The organism is Klebsiella sp. KE9456 (assembly GCF_043832615.1).
Classification (GTDB): domain Bacteria; phylum Pseudomonadota; class Gammaproteobacteria; order Enterobacterales; family Enterobacteriaceae; genus Klebsiella; species Klebsiella indica.
Map to the genome: position 1 here is coordinate 360,383 of NZ_JBDYQK010000001.1, position 16,977 is coordinate 377,359.

The 16,977-nt window shown below is 55.7% G+C and carries 17 protein-coding genes and 1 CRISPR repeat array (1 of these 18 running past the window's edge); of the genes, 15 read left to right on the forward strand and 2 right to left on the reverse strand.

The features are described 5' to 3' along the window. Positions 1 to 1,572: a CRISPR direct-repeat array (repeat unit 28 nt; unit sequence GTGTTCCCCGCGCCAGCGGGGATAAACC); it begins 471 nt to the left of the window's first position. Between the two features lie 35 nt (positions 1,573 to 1,607). Beyond that, positions 1,608 to 2,696, reverse strand: a complete 1,089-nt coding sequence (locus ABK821_RS01620) for an aminopeptidase (RefSeq protein ID WP_138359865.1) — start codon at positions 2,694 to 2,696, stop codon at positions 1,608 to 1,610. A gap of 245 nt (positions 2,697 to 2,941) precedes the next feature. On the opposite strand from ABK821_RS01620, the gene cysG reads away from it, so the two are divergent. The 13 genes from cysG to rpoS all read left to right on the forward strand — a co-directional run bounded on the left by cysG (position 2,942) and on the right by rpoS (position 14,295). Continuing rightward, a complete protein-coding gene (gene cysG, locus ABK821_RS01625; RefSeq protein WP_343178627.1) occupies positions 2,942 to 4,348 on the forward strand; it encodes a siroheme synthase CysG in 1,407 nt (468 codons plus the stop codon). A 155-nt stretch (positions 4,349 to 4,503) separates the two neighbouring features. After that, entirely contained in the window at positions 4,504 to 5,412 is a 909-nt protein-coding gene (gene cysD / locus ABK821_RS01630; RefSeq protein ID WP_015369979.1) for a sulfate adenylyltransferase subunit CysD, read from the forward strand. Between the two features lie 9 nt (positions 5,413 to 5,421). Further along, a complete protein-coding gene (cysN, locus tag ABK821_RS01635) occupies positions 5,422 to 6,849 on the forward strand; it encodes a sulfate adenylyltransferase subunit CysN (protein ID WP_138359863.1) in 1,428 nt (475 codons plus the stop codon). Beyond that, positions 6,849 to 7,454: an adenylyl-sulfate kinase gene (cysC, locus tag ABK821_RS01640; RefSeq protein ID WP_138359862.1), complete on the forward strand. Its 606-nt coding sequence runs from the start codon at positions 6,849 to 6,851 to the stop codon at positions 7,452 to 7,454. Before cysN ends, cysC begins: the two co-directional genes overlap by 1 nt. A gap of 53 nt (positions 7,455 to 7,507) precedes the next feature. Next, the gene (locus ABK821_RS01645) at positions 7,508 to 7,834 is read left to right on the forward strand and encodes a DUF3561 family protein (RefSeq protein ID WP_138359861.1); all 327 of its coding nucleotides are present in this window, start codon (positions 7,508 to 7,510) and stop codon (positions 7,832 to 7,834) included. 140 nt (positions 7,835 to 7,974) lie between these two features. Beyond that, positions 7,975 to 8,292, forward strand: coding sequence for a cell division protein FtsB (gene ftsB, locus ABK821_RS01650; RefSeq protein WP_138359860.1), 318 nt, complete (start codon positions 7,975 to 7,977; stop codon positions 8,290 to 8,292). A 19-nt stretch (positions 8,293 to 8,311) separates the two neighbouring features. Continuing rightward, complete coding sequence (gene ispD / locus ABK821_RS01655) at positions 8,312 to 9,022, forward strand: 2-C-methyl-D-erythritol 4-phosphate cytidylyltransferase (protein WP_138359859.1); 711 nt, start codon at positions 8,312 to 8,314, stop codon at positions 9,020 to 9,022. Beyond that, positions 9,022 to 9,501, forward strand: a complete 480-nt coding sequence (ispF, locus tag ABK821_RS01660; protein ID WP_138359858.1) for a 2-C-methyl-D-erythritol 2,4-cyclodiphosphate synthase — start codon at positions 9,022 to 9,024, stop codon at positions 9,499 to 9,501. Before ispD ends, ispF begins: the two co-directional genes overlap by 1 nt. Beyond that, a complete protein-coding gene (truD, locus tag ABK821_RS01665) occupies positions 9,498 to 10,547 on the forward strand; it encodes a tRNA pseudouridine(13) synthase TruD (RefSeq protein ID WP_138359857.1) in 1,050 nt (349 codons plus the stop codon). The genes ispF and truD overlap by 4 nt, the downstream gene beginning before the upstream one ends. Further along, entirely contained in the window at positions 10,528 to 11,289 is a 762-nt protein-coding gene (gene surE, locus ABK821_RS01670) for a 5'/3'-nucleotidase SurE (protein ID WP_138359856.1), read from the forward strand. The genes truD and surE overlap by 20 nt, the downstream gene beginning before the upstream one ends. After that, entirely contained in the window at positions 11,283 to 11,909 is a 627-nt protein-coding gene (locus ABK821_RS01675; protein WP_138359855.1) for a protein-L-isoaspartate(D-aspartate) O-methyltransferase, read from the forward strand. The genes surE and ABK821_RS01675 overlap by 7 nt, the downstream gene beginning before the upstream one ends. Positions 11,910 to 12,032: 123 nt before the next feature. Continuing rightward, on the forward strand, positions 12,033 to 13,145 hold the full coding sequence (gene nlpD / locus ABK821_RS01680) for a murein hydrolase activator NlpD (protein WP_138359854.1): 1,113 nt from the start codon (positions 12,033 to 12,035) through the stop codon (positions 13,143 to 13,145). Positions 13,146 to 13,302: 157 nt separating this feature from the next. After that, on the forward strand, positions 13,303 to 14,295 hold the full coding sequence (gene rpoS, locus ABK821_RS01685; RefSeq protein ID WP_138359853.1) for an RNA polymerase sigma factor RpoS: 993 nt from the start codon (positions 13,303 to 13,305) through the stop codon (positions 14,293 to 14,295). Positions 14,296 to 14,320: 25 nt separating this feature from the next. On the opposite strand, the gene ABK821_RS01690 is transcribed toward rpoS, so the two are convergent. Next, positions 14,321 to 14,782, reverse strand: a complete 462-nt coding sequence (locus ABK821_RS01690) for a MarR family winged helix-turn-helix transcriptional regulator (RefSeq protein ID WP_395033804.1) — start codon at positions 14,780 to 14,782, stop codon at positions 14,321 to 14,323. A 171-nt stretch (positions 14,783 to 14,953) separates the two neighbouring features. Here ABK821_RS01690 and ABK821_RS01695 point away from each other — a divergent pair, with 171 nt between their 5' ends. Both ABK821_RS01695 and ABK821_RS01700 read left to right on the forward strand, forming a co-directional pair. Further along, the gene (locus tag ABK821_RS01695; protein WP_138359851.1) at positions 14,954 to 15,547 is read left to right on the forward strand and encodes a non-oxidative hydroxyarylic acid decarboxylases subunit B; all 594 of its coding nucleotides are present in this window, start codon (positions 14,954 to 14,956) and stop codon (positions 15,545 to 15,547) included. Beyond that, a complete protein-coding gene (locus ABK821_RS01700; protein WP_138359850.1) occupies positions 15,547 to 16,974 on the forward strand; it encodes a non-oxidative hydroxyarylic acid decarboxylases subunit C in 1,428 nt (475 codons plus the stop codon). The genes ABK821_RS01695 and ABK821_RS01700 overlap by 1 nt, the downstream gene beginning before the upstream one ends. The last annotated feature ends 3 nt before the right edge of the window (positions 16,975 to 16,977 follow it).

Here is a 16,977-nt window from a genome sequence, read left to right on the forward strand (position 1 = left end):
TCAGCCTTCAGTGACTCCGTGTTCCCCGCGCCAGCGGGGATAAACCGGGCACCCACGCCCGCCACCATCGCGCCCCCACGTGTTCCCCGCGCCAGCGGGGATAAACCGTTACTTGGTGCTTTGGTCACATGTATGAACAAGTGTTCCCCGCGCCAGCGGGGATAAACCGTGGTGACGCTGGAAGGGGAGGTTCATGCGGCAGTGTTCCCCGCGCCAGCGGGGATAAACCGGTGTAATTGAAGTTTGTCGCGGCAGTGCAGCCGTGTTCCCCGCGCCAGCGGGGATAAACCGTTGCCCGCGTGGTCCTCCAGTTCCATATCGAAGTGTTCCCCGCGCCAGCGGGGATAAACCCAGAGCATCTCTAATGGCTCCGATCCGCTACTGGTGTTCCCCGCGCCAGCGGGGATAAACCTTGCTCACGTTAGAACTGATCGTGTTAATCGCAGTGTTCCCCGCGCCAGCGGGGATAAACCGGATAAAGAGGTTAAAGAGGCCCTCAGCGGAATGTGTTCCCCGCGCCAGCGGGGATAAACCGTGTATATCCGAGTGGCCAGGAAAAACGGGAAAGTGTTCCCCGCGCCAGCGGGGATAAACCGCCGTTGATTCTCTGACGACGACCGTCAACCAAGTGTTCCCCGCGCCAGCGGGGATAAACCGGTTATCCGATTCAGCATACCAGCGCGATCCCGGTGTTCCCCGCGCCAGCGGGGATAAACCGTCGGTCAGCAGCCAGGGCAACACGTTCACCAAGTGTTCCCCGCGCCAGCGGGGATAAACCGGAGTATACTGGTAACGGCGTTTCGGCAGTATCGTGTTCCCCGCGCCAGCGGGGATAAACCGCCAGGCGAGGGAGTCGAGTGTTTTTGAGCGCAGTGTTCCCCGCGCCAGCGGGGATAAACCGGTGCGGCATGGTTTCTGATGAAGCTACAAACCGTGTTCCCCGCGCCAGCGGGGATAAACCGCTGCGACGATACGGCGCGTGGTGGTGTTCAGGGTGTTCCCCGCGCCAGCGGGGATAAACCGTATTGCGAAGTTCGTACCCAGGGAGCGCTCTCGTGTTCCCCGCGCCAGCGGGGATAAACCGGTTCAGCTCGCAAACTCGGGCACCGCACCAACGTGTTCCCCGCGCCAGCGGGGATAAACCGATTTTATCAAAAAGCGCATCTCTACTGAATGTGTGTTCCCCGCGCCAGCGGGGATAAACCGGCAGCATGAGATCGTCAATCTGGCCGGGGAAAGTGTTCCCCGCGCCAGCGGGGATAAACCGGCCAGCAAATCGGTGGAAGTGGCGCCGTCGTCGTGTTCCCCGCGCCAGCGGGGATAAACCGTCAGGTTTTTATATCATCCACACTGACGGCCAGTGTTCCCCGCGCCAGCGGGGATAAACCGGCAGTTCGAGGTGATTGTTTCATCCGGCCCGTGTGTTCCCCGCGCCAGCGGGGATAAACCGATATTGAGCGTGGTTATATATTCCGCGTATTGGTGTTCCCCGCGCCAGCGGGGATAAACCGGGCTGTACGTTCGTGGAGGATTTCTACGATGAGTGTTCCCCGCGCCAGCGGGGATTATAGTCGCAAGACAGCAGGGGGAGACGCGGATAGGGTTTATCATTCGCCTTTGCGGGCGGGCTTTGCTGATAGCCTGTTTTGAGACGTTTTTTTCTCCGCTTTCGCCAGTTCTTTAACCAACGGCAGCATAATCCTCATGACATCGCGGCTGCGCTGCGCAATTCGGCCCGGCAGCGCTTTATCAATATGCTGCTGGTTATCCAGTTGCACATTATGCCAACTGGTGCCATTCGGGAACGAACGGGATTTGGCGCGCTGCTGATAACCATCTTTTCTTCCTAACGACCAGTTAGTGGCTTCCACGGACAGCACCGGGATGCCGGCTTCATCAAACACGCTGGCATCGTTACAGCAACTGGTACCTTTTGGGTAGGCAGGATTCAAACCGGGATTGCTGAATGCGCTAATACCTTTACTGTGCGCGATAGCCAGCGCCCGGTCGCGGGTTAGCTTACGCACCGAAGCTGGCGTGTTGCGGCCACTATTAAAGTAGAGCTTATCACCCACCACCAGATTATCGAGATTAATCACCAACAGCGTGTTTTTCTTCTCCGCGTCGCTCATGCGTTTCAGCAGGTTTTGCGCGCCAAGACGGCCTTCCTCTTCGCCGCTGGTAGCGATAAAGCGAATACCGTAGCGAGTAGGGACATTTTTTAGCTTTTCGGCAAGTTCCAGCATTACGCCAATCCCCAGCGCATTATCATCGATACCCTGTAGCGTCAGGCCACCGAGGTTATTTTCGACATCGGCATCGCTCTGCGGCGCGTAGGTATCAAGGTGCGCCATGATGATAATCTGTTGGCGATCTTTACCCTCATGCGCGGCGATAACCGTGCTGCCGGTGGCGTTTTGCCAGTTTTGGCGTTTATCGTTGTCGGTGTAAATATAACGGGTATTAAAACGGCGAATATCGCTCTTATAACCCATATGCATGAACTGCTGACGCAAATAATCTGCTGACAGCATCTCGGCGGGCGAGCCGGTCATTCTTCCGGGGAAAAAAGTGGCGATATGACGAGCTTGTGCATTGGCGGTTTCACCCAGGGCGCTCATTGCCGGGGCGGCGAAGAAGACAAAACCTGCGCCTAACGCCAGAGGGAGAAGGCGATGGCACAATGCGGAAAACATAGTCGGTCCTTAAGCACATAAAACAATTTTTCCCGCGTAGTATGAAACTGTGACCGTCGTTAAACAATTTCAATTGCGCTTAAATGGCGGAAAAATCGCATGTTAAGCACTTTTTGATATTTGCTTTTCCAGCTCGTTATTCCTTTGAGTAACAACTCATTCCATTTCGTCATTTCATTTGCTCTGAACCGCACCCTATAGTCGCCCTATTGTGATTGTAAGAGAGTTTTTGTGTAGTGGATTACTTGCCCTTGTTCGCCGAATTGAAAGAAAGATCCGTACTGGTTATCGGCGGTGGCGAGGTTGCCGCTCGCAAAATTACGTTTCTGTTACGTGCGCAAGCGAAGGTCCGGATTATTGCGGAAGCGTTGATTCCGGAACTGGCCAAGAAGGTTGAGCGCCAGGAAATTCAGTGGCAAGCGAGCGCATTTGAAGAGCAGCAGCTCGATGACGTTTTCCTGGTGATTGCCGCGACTGAAGATGATGACCTGAACCAGCGCGTCGCCGCCGCGGCTAACGCGCGCTATCGGTTAGTCAACGTGGTTGATAACCAGGCGCTGTGCTCGTTTATATTTCCTTCAATTGTCGATCGTTCTCCGCTGCTGGTGGCTATCTCTTCCAGCGGGAAGGCGCCGGTGCTTTCCCGCATTCTGCGCGAAAAAATAGAGGCGTTGCTGCCGGGCAATCTGGGGCGGCTGGTCGAAACGGCGAGCAACTGGCGCCACCATATTAAAATCCATCTCAAAACCACCGCCGAACGCCGCCGCTTTTGGGAGCGCGTGTTTACCGGCCGCTTTGCCAGCCTGATGCTGGCAGGCAACGAAGCCGAGGCGAAAAAGGCGCTGGAAGACGAACTCAGGCAGCCGGGAAAGCGCACCGGTGAAATTATTCTTGTCGGGGCAGGACCGGGCGATGCCGGGCTGCTGACCCTGCGCGGCCTGCAGGCTATTCAGCAGGCGGATGTGGTGTTTTATGACCATCTGGTTACTCCGGAGGTGCGTGAGCTGGTACGCCGCGACGCCGAGACGATCTGCGTTGGTAAAAGCGCGTCTGGTGTTTCCGTACCGCAGCAGGAGATCAACCGAATGCTGGTGGTGGCGGCAAAAGAGGGCAAAACGGTAATACGCCTGAAGGGCGGCGACCCGTTTATTTTCGGTCGCGGCGGTGAAGAACTACAGGCTGCGGCGGCTGCGGGTGTCCCGTTTCAGGTTGTTCCTGGCGTTACGGCCGCGGCGGGGGCGACGGCGTATGCCGGTATTCCGCTCACTCATCGGGATTATGCCCAGAGCACCACTTTTATTACCGGTCACGATAGTGTGGAAAACGCCTCACTCGACTGGGCACGACTGGCGCAAAGCGGACAGACCCTGGCGATTTACATGGGCAGTCTGAAAGCGGCGCAAATCAGCGCGCATCTGATCGCCCATGGTCGCGATCGCAATACCCCGGTAGCGGTGATCTCTCGCGGAACTCGCGCCGATCAGCAAACGAAGACCGGCATATTACAACAACTGGAACAGCTGGCGGAAGACGCTCCGATTCCCGCTCTGCTGGTGGTGGGCGAAGTGGTGCAATTACATCAACAGCTCGCCTGGTTTCAACACGCAACGACGGCAGAAGGGTTTAACTCTTCTGTGGTAAATCTGGCTTAGTCCCGGCGCGACAGGCTATTTTATTTGCCATTTTGGCTCCGGGCAGTGCTCGTAATCCTCACGTACTTTTGTACGCTCCGGTTGCTGTGCGCTGTCCGTAACCAAACTGGCTGCAACAATAACGCCTGTTGCACCAGGCCTTATAAGGAACGGTTATGGACCAAAAACGACTCACTCACCTGCGGCAACTGGAGGCGGAAAGCATCCATATCATTCGCGAGGTGGCCGCCGAATTCTCTAACCCGGTGATGATGTACTCCATCGGTAAAGACTCCAGCGTAATGCTGCATCTGGCGCGTAAAGCGTTTTATCCCGGAACCCTGCCATTCCCGCTGCTGCATGTTGATACGGGCTGGAAATTTCGCGAAATGTACGAGTTCCGTGACCGTACCGCGAAAGCCTACGGCTGCGAGCTGCTGGTGCATAAAAACCCGGAAGGGGTGGCGATGGGGATTAACCCGTTCGTTCACGGCAGCGCCAAGCATACCGATATCATGAAAACCGAAGGGCTCAAGCAGGCGCTGAATAAATACGGCTTTGACGCGGCGTTCGGCGGCGCGCGCCGCGATGAAGAGAAATCCCGCGCCAAAGAACGAATCTACTCTTTCCGCGATCGCTTCCACCGCTGGGACCCGAAAAATCAGCGCCCGGAACTGTGGCACAACTATAACGGCCAGATTAACAAAGGCGAAAGCATCCGCGTCTTCCCGCTCTCCAACTGGACCGAGCTGGATATCTGGCAGTACATCTATCTGGAAAACATTGAAATCGTTCCGCTGTATCTGGCGGCAGAACGCCCGGTGCTGGAGCGTGACGGCATGCTGATGATGATCGACGATGATCGGATTGATTTGCAACCTGGGGAGATGATCAAAAAACAGATGGTGCGCTTTCGCACCCTCGGTTGCTGGCCGCTGACCGGCGCGGTGGAGTCTAATGCGCAAACGCTGCCGGAGATCATCGAAGAGATGCTGGTCTCTACCACCAGCGAACGACAGGGGCGCGTGATTGACCGCGACCAGGCAGGCTCTATGGAGCTGAAGAAACGTCAGGGTTATTTCTAAGGAGCCGCCATGAATACCACTATTGCACAACAAATTGCCGATGAAGGCGGCGTAGAAGCCTATCTGCACGCTCAGCAGCACAAAAGCCTGCTGCGTTTTCTGACCTGCGGCAGCGTTGATGATGGTAAAAGCACCCTGATTGGCCGACTGCTGCACGATACCCGACAGATTTATGAAGATCAGCTGTCATCGCTGCATAATGACAGCAAGCGTCACGGTACTCAGGGCGAAAAACTGGATCTGGCGTTGCTGGTGGACGGTCTGCAGGCCGAGCGTGAGCAGGGCATCACTATCGACGTGGCTTACCGTTATTTCTCTACCGAGAAACGTAAATTTATTATCGCCGATACGCCCGGGCACGAGCAGTACACCCGTAACATGGCGACCGGCGCGTCAACCTGCGAGCTGGCAATCCTGCTGATCGATGCCCGTAAAGGGGTGCTGGACCAAACCCGCCGTCACAGTTTTATCTCCACGCTGCTGGGGATCAAGCACCTGGTGGTGGCGGTGAACAAAATGGATCTTGTCGATTTTAGTGAAGAGATCTTTAACACCATCCGCGAAGAGTATCTGACCTTCGCTGAGCAACTGTCGGGCAACCCGGATATTCGTTTTGTGCCGCTGTCGGCGCTGGAAGGGGACAACGTCGCCAACCAGAGCGATAACATGCCGTGGTACAGCGGTCCGACGCTGCTGGAAGTGCTGGAAACCGTCGAGATTCAGCGAGTGGTGGAAAGTCAGCCGCTGCGTTTCCCGGTGCAGTACGTCAACCGCCCGAACCTCGATTTTCGCGGTTTTTCCGGTACGGTTGCGTCCGGCAACGTGACGGTCGGACAGCGCCTGAAGGTGCTGCCATCGGGCGTGGAATCTCGTGTCGCGCGCATTGTCACCTTTGATGGCGACCTGGAGCAGGCCGGAGCCGGGGAAGCGATTACTATCGTGCTGGAAGATGAGATTGATATTAGCCGCGGCGATCTTCTGGTGGATGCGTCGGTATCCCTGCCTGCGGTACAAAGCGCCAGCATTGATGTGGTGTGGATGGCGGAACAAGCGCTGGCTCCGGGTCAGAGCTATGACATTAAAATCGCCGGTAAGAAAACCCGCGCCCGTGTTGATAGGCTCCGCTATCAGGTTAACATCAACAACCTGACGCAGCATGATGTCGAATCGCTGCCGCTGAACGGGATTGGTCTGGTGGATCTGACCTTCGACGAACCAATGGTGCTGGATAAATATCAGGATAATCCGGTGACCGGCGGGCTGATCTTTATTGATCGTCTCTCTAACGTTACCGTGGGCGCAGGCCTGGTGCGTGAAACGCATGCACAGGCGCCGACGGCTGCGTCGCAATACAGTGCGTTTGAGCTTGAACTGAATCAACTGATTCGCAAGCACTTCCCGCACTGGGATGCGCGCGACTTGCTGGGGGGCAAGTAATGGCCGGGCATGATGAAAATATCGTCTGGCATGCTCATGCGATAACGCGGGAAGATCGTGAAGCGCTGCATGGGCATAAGGGGGCGGTGGTCTGGTTTACGGGACTTTCCGGTTCAGGAAAATCAACGGTTGCTGGCGCGCTGGAAGAGGCGCTTCACAAACTGGGGGTCAGCACCTGGTTGCTTGATGGTGACAACGTGCGCCACGGTTTGTGCAGCGATCTTGGATTCAGCGATGATGACCGCAGAGAAAATATTCGCCGCGTGGGCGAAGTGGCGAAGCTCATGGTTGAGGCCGGCCTGGTCGTCCTGACGGCATTTATTTCTCCGCATCGCGCGGAGCGGCAAATGGTGCGCGAGCGCTTAGGCGAAGGGCGTTTTATCGAGGTTTTTGTCGACACGCCATTGGCCATCTGCGAAGCGCGGGACCCGAAAGGCTTGTACAAGAAGGCGCGGGCCGGACAATTGCGTAACTTTACCGGTATTGATTCAGTGTATGAATCTCCGGAGCAGGAAGACGTTCATCTCGACGGTCAACAATTGGTAACAAATTTGGTGCACCAACTATTAGACCTGCTCCGGGAGCGCGATATTATCAGATCCTGAAACGGCAGCGGCATCATTGATGGGTGCCGGTCGCCAGGTCAACAGGATTTATTATGCGCAATACCCAGAACATCAGTATTATTCGTTCAGAGCCGCCACCGGCAGTCAACGATGAGACCAACTGGTCTCTATCGGGGGCCGCCGTGGGGTTTATTTCATGGCTGCTCGCACTGGGTATTCCCTTCCTGATTTATGGCAGTAACACGCTTTTTTTTCTCCTCTACACCTGGCCGTTCTTTCTGGCGTTAATGCCGGTTGCCGTCGTGGTCGGCATCGCGCTGCATTCACTGCTGAACGGTAAACTTCAGTACAGCGTCTGTGCGACGTTGTTAACCGTCGGCCTGCTGTTCGGCCTGCTGTTCCTCTGGTTACTGGGTTAGTCCATTTTTCGAATGAATCTGGCCTGGGTATCAACGGTAAAAATGTGGTACAGTCCCCGCGTTACGCGGCGTCGTCCGCGCGCCCGGGTAGAGTACTCGCGCGAGTTATGGGATGATGATGCCGTTTTTCAGGGGGCAGAATGGGTAAATTAACGCTGCTATTATTGGCTTTGCTGGTCTGGCTTCAGTACTCGCTGTGGTTCGGCAAAAATGGTCTGCATGACTATAGCCGGGTTAATGACGATGTCTCCGCGCAGCAGGCAACTAACGCTAAATTAAAGGCTCGCAACGATCAGTTGTTCGCCGAAATTGACGATCTCAACGGCGGTCTGGAAGCGATCGAAGAGCGTGCGCGCAATGAACTCAGTATGACCCGCCCGGGCGAAACGTTTTATCGTCTGGTACCGGATGCGTCAAAACGCAACCAGGCGTCGGGGCAACAGCAGAATAATCGATAAACAGGCCCAGGATTACAACATGGCAGCCACTTTTCCGGGCGTTTGCGCCGTGGTGCCGGCAGCCGGTTTTGGCCGCCGCATGCAAACGGAATGCCCTAAACAATATCTCTCAATCGGTAACAAAACGATTCTCGAACACGCGGTCGCCGCGCTGTTGGCAAACCCGCGTATACGGCGGGTGGTTATTGCCGTCAGCCCTGGCGATGTGCGCTTTAGCCAATTACCGTTGGCCAATCATCCACAAATTACCGTTGTTGATGGCGGTACGGAACGTGCGGATTCCGTCCTCGCGGGCCTGCAGGCGCTTGTCGAGGCCGACTGGGTGCTGGTGCATGATGCCGCGCGTCCCTGCCTGCATCAGGACGATCTCAGCCGCCTGCTGCAACTCTGTGAAACCAGCCGCACGGGCGGCATTCTGGCTGCGCCGGTTCGCGATACCATGAAACGTGCGGAGCCGGGAAAGTCGTCTATTGCCCACACGGTTGAACGCAACGATTTATGGCATGCGCTGACGCCGCAATTTTTTCCTCGCGAACTGCTTGTCGATTGCCTGACGCGCGCGCTTAATGAAGGGGCGATCATTACCGATGAAGCCTCGGCGCTGGAGTACTGCGGCTTCCATCCTGAACTGGTTGCCGGGCGCGCAGATAATATTAAAGTAACGCGCCCGGAAGACCTGGCGCTGGCTGAATTTTACCTTACCCGTTCCCGACACCAGGAGAAGGCTTAATGCGAATTGGACACGGTTTTGACGTACACGCTTTTGGCGGTGAAGGCCCAATCATTATCGGTGGCGTGCGTGTACCTTATGAAAAGGGGCTGCTGGCGCATTCTGATGGCGATGTCGCGTTACACGCGCTGACCGACGCGCTGTTGGGCGCGGCGGCGCTGGGGGACATCGGTAAGCTGTTCCCCGACACCGATCCGGCCTTTAAAGGCGCCGATAGCCGTGAGCTGCTGCGCGAGGCGTGGCGCCGGATTCAGGCAAAAGGTTATACCCTCGGCAACGTAGACGTCACCATCATCGCTCAGGCGCCGAAAATGTTGCCGCATATTCCGCAGATGCGCGTTTTTATTGCGGAAGATCTCGGCTGCCATATGGATGATGTTAACGTCAAAGCGACGACTACCGAAAAGCTGGGCTTTACCGGGCGTGGCGAGGGCATCGCCTGCGAAGCGGTGGCGCTGCTGCATAAGGCGGAGAAATGATAGCGTTTGACGAACTCACTTATCTGCACGGTAAACCGCTTAGCCAGGGGCTGTTGAAAGCGAACCCGGAAGATTTTGTCGTGGTTGAGGATCTCGGCTTTGCGCCTGACGGTGAAGGCGAGCATGTGCTGGTGAGGATTCTGAAAAACGGCTGTAATACGCGTTTTGTTGCTGATGCGCTGGCGAAGTTCCTTAAAATTCATGCACGTGAAGTGAGTTTTGCCGGGCAAAAAGACAAATATGCGGTCACTGAACAGTGGCTGTGCGCCAGAGTGCCGGGGAAAGCGATGCCGGATCTGAGCAAATTTCAGCTTGAAGGCTGCAAGGTACTGGAGTACGCGCGACATAAACGTAAACTGCGGCTCGGGGCGCTAAAAGGCAACCAGTTCACTCTGGTGCTGCGCGAAATCAGTGCGCGTGACGATGTCGAAAGGCGTTTACAGGCGATTGCCGAACGCGGCGTACCGAACTATTTCGGCGCCCAGCGCTTTGGTATCGGCGGCAGTAACCTGCTGGGGGCTCTGCGCTGGGCCGAGAGCGGCGCGTCGGTGCGCGATCGCAATAAACGCAGTTTTTGGTTGTCGGCGGCCCGCAGCACATTGTTTAATCAACAGGTTGGTATTAGATTAAAAAAAACGGAATTTAATCAGGTTGTTGATGGCGATGCGCTACAATTAGCGGGGCGCGGAAGCTGGTTTGTCGCGACTGCGGAAGAACGGGCGCAACTCCAGGCGCGCGTGGACAGCCGTGAGCTGATGATTACCGCGGCGCTTCCGGGGAGCGGTGACTGGGGGAGCCAGCGGGATGCGCTGGCCGCTGAACGGGCGGCGGTGGCCGAAGAGACGCAATTACAAATGCTGCTGGTGCGTGAAAAAGTGGAGGCGGCCCGCCGGGCAATGCTGCTTTATCCGCAGCAGATGCGCTGGAACTGGTGGGATGACGTTACCGTTGAACTGCGTTTCTGGCTGCCTGCGGGCAGCTTCGCCACCAGTGTGGTAAGGGAGCTTATCAATACAACGGGTGACTATGCGAATATTGCTGAGTAACGACGACGGGATTCATGCGCCGGGCATTCAGGCCCTGGCAAAGGCCTTACGGGAATTCGCTGAGGTTCAGATAGTTGCACCCGATCGTAACCGCAGTGGCGCGTCGAATTCCCTGACTCTGGAGTCCTCGCTACGCACTTTTACCTTTGACAATGGCGATATCGCTGTGCAGATGGGCACGCCAACGGACTGCGTTTACCTTGGCGTAAATGCTCTGATGCGGCCGCGTCCGGATATTGTCGTCTCGGGCATTAACGCCGGGCCTAACCTCGGTGATGATGTGATCTATTCCGGTACCGTGGCCGCTGCGATGGAAGGCCGTCATCTCGGCTTTCCGGCGCTGGCCGTTTCGCTAAACGGCTATCAGCATTATGACACCGCAGCCGCGGTCACCTGTTCGATTCTGCGGGCGTTAAGGCGGGAGCCGCTGCGTACTGGTCGTATTCTTAATATCAACGTACCGGATTTGCCCCTTGAGCAGATCAAAGGTATTCGCGTCACCCGCTGCGGCAGCCGTCATCCCGCCGACCAGGTGATCCCGCAAAAAGATCCGCGCGGCAACACGTTGTACTGGATTGGCCCGCCGGGCGAAAAGTACGATGCCGGGCCGGATACCGATTTTGCCGCAGTAGATGAAGGCTATGTTTCTGTCACGCCGCTGCATGTTGATTTAACGGCCCACAGCGCGCATGAGGTGGTTAGCGGTTGGCTGGATCGCGTCGGGGTTGATACACAATGGTAAGCAAACGTGTTGAAAGTCTTCTCAATCAGCTTCGCGCTCAGGGCATTGCCGATGAGCGCGTGCTGGACGCTATCGCGCAAGTACCGCGCGAAAAGTTCGTTGATGAAGCCTTTGAACATAAAGCGTGGGAAAACACGGCGCTGCCAATAGGGCAGGGGCAAACTATTTCGCAACCCTATATGGTGGCGCGAATGACGGCGCTTCTGGCGCTGACGCCGGAATCACGGGTGCTGGAAATTGGCACCGGTTCTGGCTATCAGACGGCGATTCTGGCGCATCTGGTGCACCATGTTTGCTCGGTTGAGCGGATTAAGAGTTTACAGTGGCACGCCCGCCGTCGCCTGAAACAACTTGATTTACATAATGTTTCAACCCGTCACGGTGATGGATGGCAGGGTTGGCAGGCACGCGCGCCGTTTGACGCGATTATCGTCACTGCTGCGCCGCCAGAAATTCCGTCCGCACTGCTGGCGCAACTGGATGATGGCGGCGTGCTGGTGCTGCCGGTAGGCGAAGCGCATCAGTTTCTGAAGCGGGTCCGTCGCCGCGGCAACGAATTTATGATTGATACTGTCGAAGCGGTGCGTTTTGTTCCTCTCGTTAAAGGGGAATTGGCCTGAACCCGGATTATTCCAGGTTTTTTTGCTTGTATTTAGGCATAGTGTGGGCGCATTTTTCGTGTCCTGGCCGGGCGCAGTCCGGTGAGTAAGAGATTGGCAGTTAACATATTCCTGGGGGGATAAATGAGCGCGGGAAGCCCAAAATTTACCTTAAGCCGCATTGCGGCTTTATCACTGGTGTCACTCTGGCTGGCGGGTTGTAGCAGCGCTAATCGTTCTCCTGCGCCGGTTAGTTCGGTTGGCGGCGCTTCGTCTTCCAGCACTAATTCCGGAATGCTGATTACCCCGCCATCAAAAAGCGGTTCTGCCATTGTTCCACAGGCGCGCCCGGTACAGACGCAGTCGACCCGGATTCAGCCGATGGCACAGGAGCCGGTGCAGACGGTGAACGGCCGGATTGTTTACAACCGCAAATATGGCGATATTCCGAAAGGTAGCTACACCGGCGGTAGCACCTATACCGTTAAACGCGGCGATACATTGTTCTATATTGCGTGGGTTACCGGAAACGATTTCCGCGACCTGGCGCAGCGCAATAATATCCCGGCACCGTATAGTTTGAGCGTTGGTCAGACGCTACAGGTCGGCAATGCTTCAGGCCAGCCGATCACCGGCGATAACGCCGTCGCCCAGGCCAGCGCGAAGGCCAGCGGCGGTGGGATGCTGACTACAAAATCTGCACAAAATTCCACCGGAGTGGTTGCGTCGCAGCCAACTATTACGTATTCTGAATCCTCAGGTGAACAGAGTGCTAATAAGATGTTGCCGAATAACCGGCCTGCGACGACGACCGTCGCGCCAGTAACGGCACCGACTGCCAGTACAACGCAATCGACTGCAAGCAGTATGTCAACCAGTTCGCCGATCTCTTCATGGCGCTGGCCGACTGAGGGCAAGATTATCGAGAACTTTAGTGGAGCCGAAGGCGGAAACAAAGGTATCGATATTGCAGGCAGTAAAGGGCAGGCTATTGTCGCGACCGCAGATGGGCGCGTCGTCTATGCCGGTAACGCACTGCGCGGTTACGGTAATCTTATTATCATCAAACACAACGATGATTACCTGAGTGCCTACGCTCACAACGATACTATGCTGGTCCGGGAACAACAGGACGTTAAAGCGGGGCAGAAAATCGCTACCATGGGTAGCACCGGAACCAGCTCAACAAGATTACATTTTGAAATTCGTTACAAGGGGAAATCCGTCAACCCGCTGCAGTACTTGCCGCAGCGATAATTTGGCAAAGTACGGATACGTTCAGCATCTGTAAAAGGCGCCAGGGCGGTCGCGAGTGCCCTTTTTACCTGGGTACTTCAGGGTATCGTCCGGGCGTCGTTTGAATGATGTTTAGCGAAGGTGCTTTGCTCAGGGATCACGGGTAGGAGCCATCTTTATGAGTCAGAATACGCTGAAAGTTCATGATTTAAATGAAGACGCGGAATTTGATGAGAACGGAGTCGAGGTTTTTGACGAGAAAGCCTTGGTTGAAGAGGAACCCAGTGATAGCGATCTGGCCGAGGAAGAGCTTCTTGCGCAAGGGGCCACCCAACGGGTGCTTGATGCGACGCAGCTCTATCTGGGTGAGATTGGTTATTCCCCACTGTTGACGGCTGAAGAAGAGGTTTATTTTGCCCGTCGAGCACTGCGTGGTGATGTTGCATCACGCCGCCGGATGATTGAAAGTAATTTGCGTCTGGTCGTTAAGATAGCCCGTCGTTACGGTAATCGCGGTCTGGCCCTGCTGGATCTGATCGAAGAAGGTAATCTGGGGCTGATTCGCGCCGTTGAAAAATTTGACCCGGAACGTGGGTTTCGTTTTTCAACTTACGCGACATGGTGGATTCGTCAGACGATTGAACGGGCGATTATGAATCAAACCCGTACCATTCGTTTACCCATTCATATCGTCAAAGAGCTGAACGTCTATCTGCGTACCGCCCGTGAATTGTCCCATAAGCTGGACCACGAACCCAGTGCGGAAGAGATAGCCGAACAACTGGATAAACCGGTTGATGACGTGAGCCGTATGCTGCGTCTGAACGAGCGCATAACCTCGGTGGATACGCCGCTGGGTGGCGATTCGGAAAAAGCGCTGCTGGATATTCTGGCCGATGAGAAAGACAACGGTCCGGAAGACACCACGCAGGACGATGATATGAAACAGAGCATCGTCAAATGGCTGTTTGAACTGAACGCCAAGCAGCGTGAGGTGCTGGCGCGTCGCTTTGGTTTGCTGGGTTATGAAGCCGCGACGCTGGAAGATGTTGGCCGTGAAATTGGCCTGACCCGCGAACGCGTGCGTCAAATCCAGGTTGAAGGCCTGCGCCGCCTGCGGGAGATCCTGCAGGGGCAGGGGCTGAACATCGAAGCGCTTTTCCGCGAGTAAGATACCTTTCTTAAAAAAGGCTCAATCATGCGATTGGGCCTTTTTCTTTTTTGTCGATCTGGTCGCACGCATTCATCTGATCTTTCGTTATCATTTTTTGAATGAGGCTGGAGAACAGCAGACGTTCTTCCTTGCTTAGCCGATCCAGAAACGCTTCATCAACGCCATTACCCAGCGGTATTGAGTTTGCCAGCAGCGCTTCACCTTCTGCCGTTAAATAGACAAACCGGCGGCGTTTATCCATCGGATCCTGTTCGCGACGAACCAGCCCGCGGCTCTCCATACGGCTCAGCATTTCTGCCAGCGTCGCCTTAGTGCTTACCGCTGCTTCCGTTAACGTCACCTGTTCAATACCTGGCTGCTCCGCGATTGAACGCATCACCGCATATTGCGGTTTGGTGAGGTCAGGCAGGGCCTGCTGCCAGCGGGCGGTGTGCTGCTGAAAAAGCTGGCGTAACAGATGGAATGCTTCGTTTCTTAACTCCATGACCACTCCGTAATAAACCCGTTAGTTCTATGATAGCCGTTCGGCGGGGCTTTTAGTTGTATTTCCTGTATTGATTAAAAATGCGATCGTCCACAAAGCAACTTGCGTCGATATCCTGGCAAGCGTAGTTTTAATAAAAATGTTCGTATACGAACGATGTGTGAGGTAACGATGAAACTGATTGTCGGGATGACGGGGGCGACGGGGGCGCCGTTGGGGGTGGCATTGCTCAGGGCGCTTCGTGAAATGCCGGAAGTGGAAACGCATCTGGTGATGTCAAAGTGGGCCAAAACCACCATCGCTCTGGAAACGTCCTGGAACGTTCGCCAGGTCGCAGAGCTGGCCGATTTCTCACATAGCCCGGCAGACCAGGCCGCGGTCATCTCATCAGGTTCATTTCGTTGCGACGGGATGATTATTATCCCCTGCAGCATGAAAACGCTGGCCGGTATTCGTGCCGGTTATGCTGAGGGACTGGTTGGGCGCGCGGCGGATGTGATGTTGAAAGAGGGGCGTAAGCTGGTGCTGGTACCGCGAGAAATGCCATTGAGCACTATCCATCTGGAAAACATGCTGGCGCTGTCACGCATGGGAGTGGCGATGGTGCCGCCGATGCCCGCTTATTACAACCACCCTGAAACCATTGAGGACGTTACAGACCATATTGTCACGCGGGTGCTGGATCAGTTCGGACTGGAGTATCACAAAGCGCGCCGCTGGCAAGGGTTACGGGCGGTAGAGAAGTTTTCACAGGAGAATGAATAATGGCTTTTGATGATTTACGCAGCTTTTTGCAGGCGCTGGACGAGCAGGGGCAACTGCTGAAAATTAGCGAAGAAGTTAACGCGGAGCCGGATCTGGCCGCCGCGGCGAACGCCACCGGGCGAATTGGCGATGGCGCTCCGGCCTTGTGGTTTGACAATATCCGCGGCTTCACCGATGCCCGCGTGACGATGAATACCATCGGTTCCTGGCAGAATCACGCAATCTCACTGGGATTACCGCCGAATACACCGGTGAAAAAGCAGATTGACGAGTTTATTCGCCGCTGGGACACATTCCCGGTGACGCCGGAGCGTCGGCCGAACCCGGCCTGGGCGGAAAACAGTGCTGACGGCGAGGACATTAACCTGTTTGATATTCTGCCTCTGTTCCGTCTGAACGATGGCGATGGCGGTTTTTATCTCGATAAAGCCTGCGTGGTTTCACGCGATCCGCTCGACCCGGACCACTTTGGTAAACAGAACGTCGGCATCTACCGCATGGAAGTGAAGGGGAAGCGTAAGCTGGGCCTGCAACCGGTACCAATGCACGATATCGCCCTGCATCTGCACAAAGCGGAAGAGCGTGGCGAAGATCTGCCGATTGCTATTACGCTCGGTAACGATCCGATCATCACTCTGATGGGCGCCACGCCGCTGAAATACGATCAGTCGGAATATGAAATGGCGGGCGCGCTGCGCGAAAGCCCGTATCCAATCGCCACCGCGCCACTGACCGGCTTTGATGTGCCGTGGGGGTCAGAAGTGATCCTTGAAGGGGTGATCGAAAGCCGTAAGCGTGAAATTGAAGGGCCGTTTGGCGAGTTTACCGGCCACTATTCTGGTGGGCGCAATATGACGGTAGTGCGCATCGACAAAGTGTCTTATCGAACTAAACCGATTTTTGAATCGCTCTACCTGGGGATGCCGTGGACTGAAATCGACTACCTGATGGGACCAGCGACCTGTGTGCCATTGTATCAGCAACTGAAGGCGGAGTTCCCGGAAGTGCAGGCGGTTAACGCCATGTATACCCACGGTCTGCTGGCGATTATCTCGACCAAAAAACGCTACGGTGGATTTGCCCGCGCGGTCGGCCTGCGGGCAATGACTACGCCGCACGGTTTGGGGTATGTGAAGATGGTGATTATGGTTGATGAGGATGTCGATCCGTTTAACCTGCCGCAGGTGATGTGGGCGCTGTCATCGAAAGTTAATCCGGCAGGAGACCTGGTACAGTTGCCGAATATGTCGGTGCTGGAGCTTGATCCGGGCTCAAGCCCGGCGGGGATCACCGACAAGCTGATCATTGACGCGACGACGCCGGTTGCGCCGGATAATCGTGGTCACTATAGCCAGCCGGTACGTGACTTACCGGAAACCAAAGCCTGGGCTGAAAAGCTGACCGCCATGCTGGCCAACCGTAAATAAGGA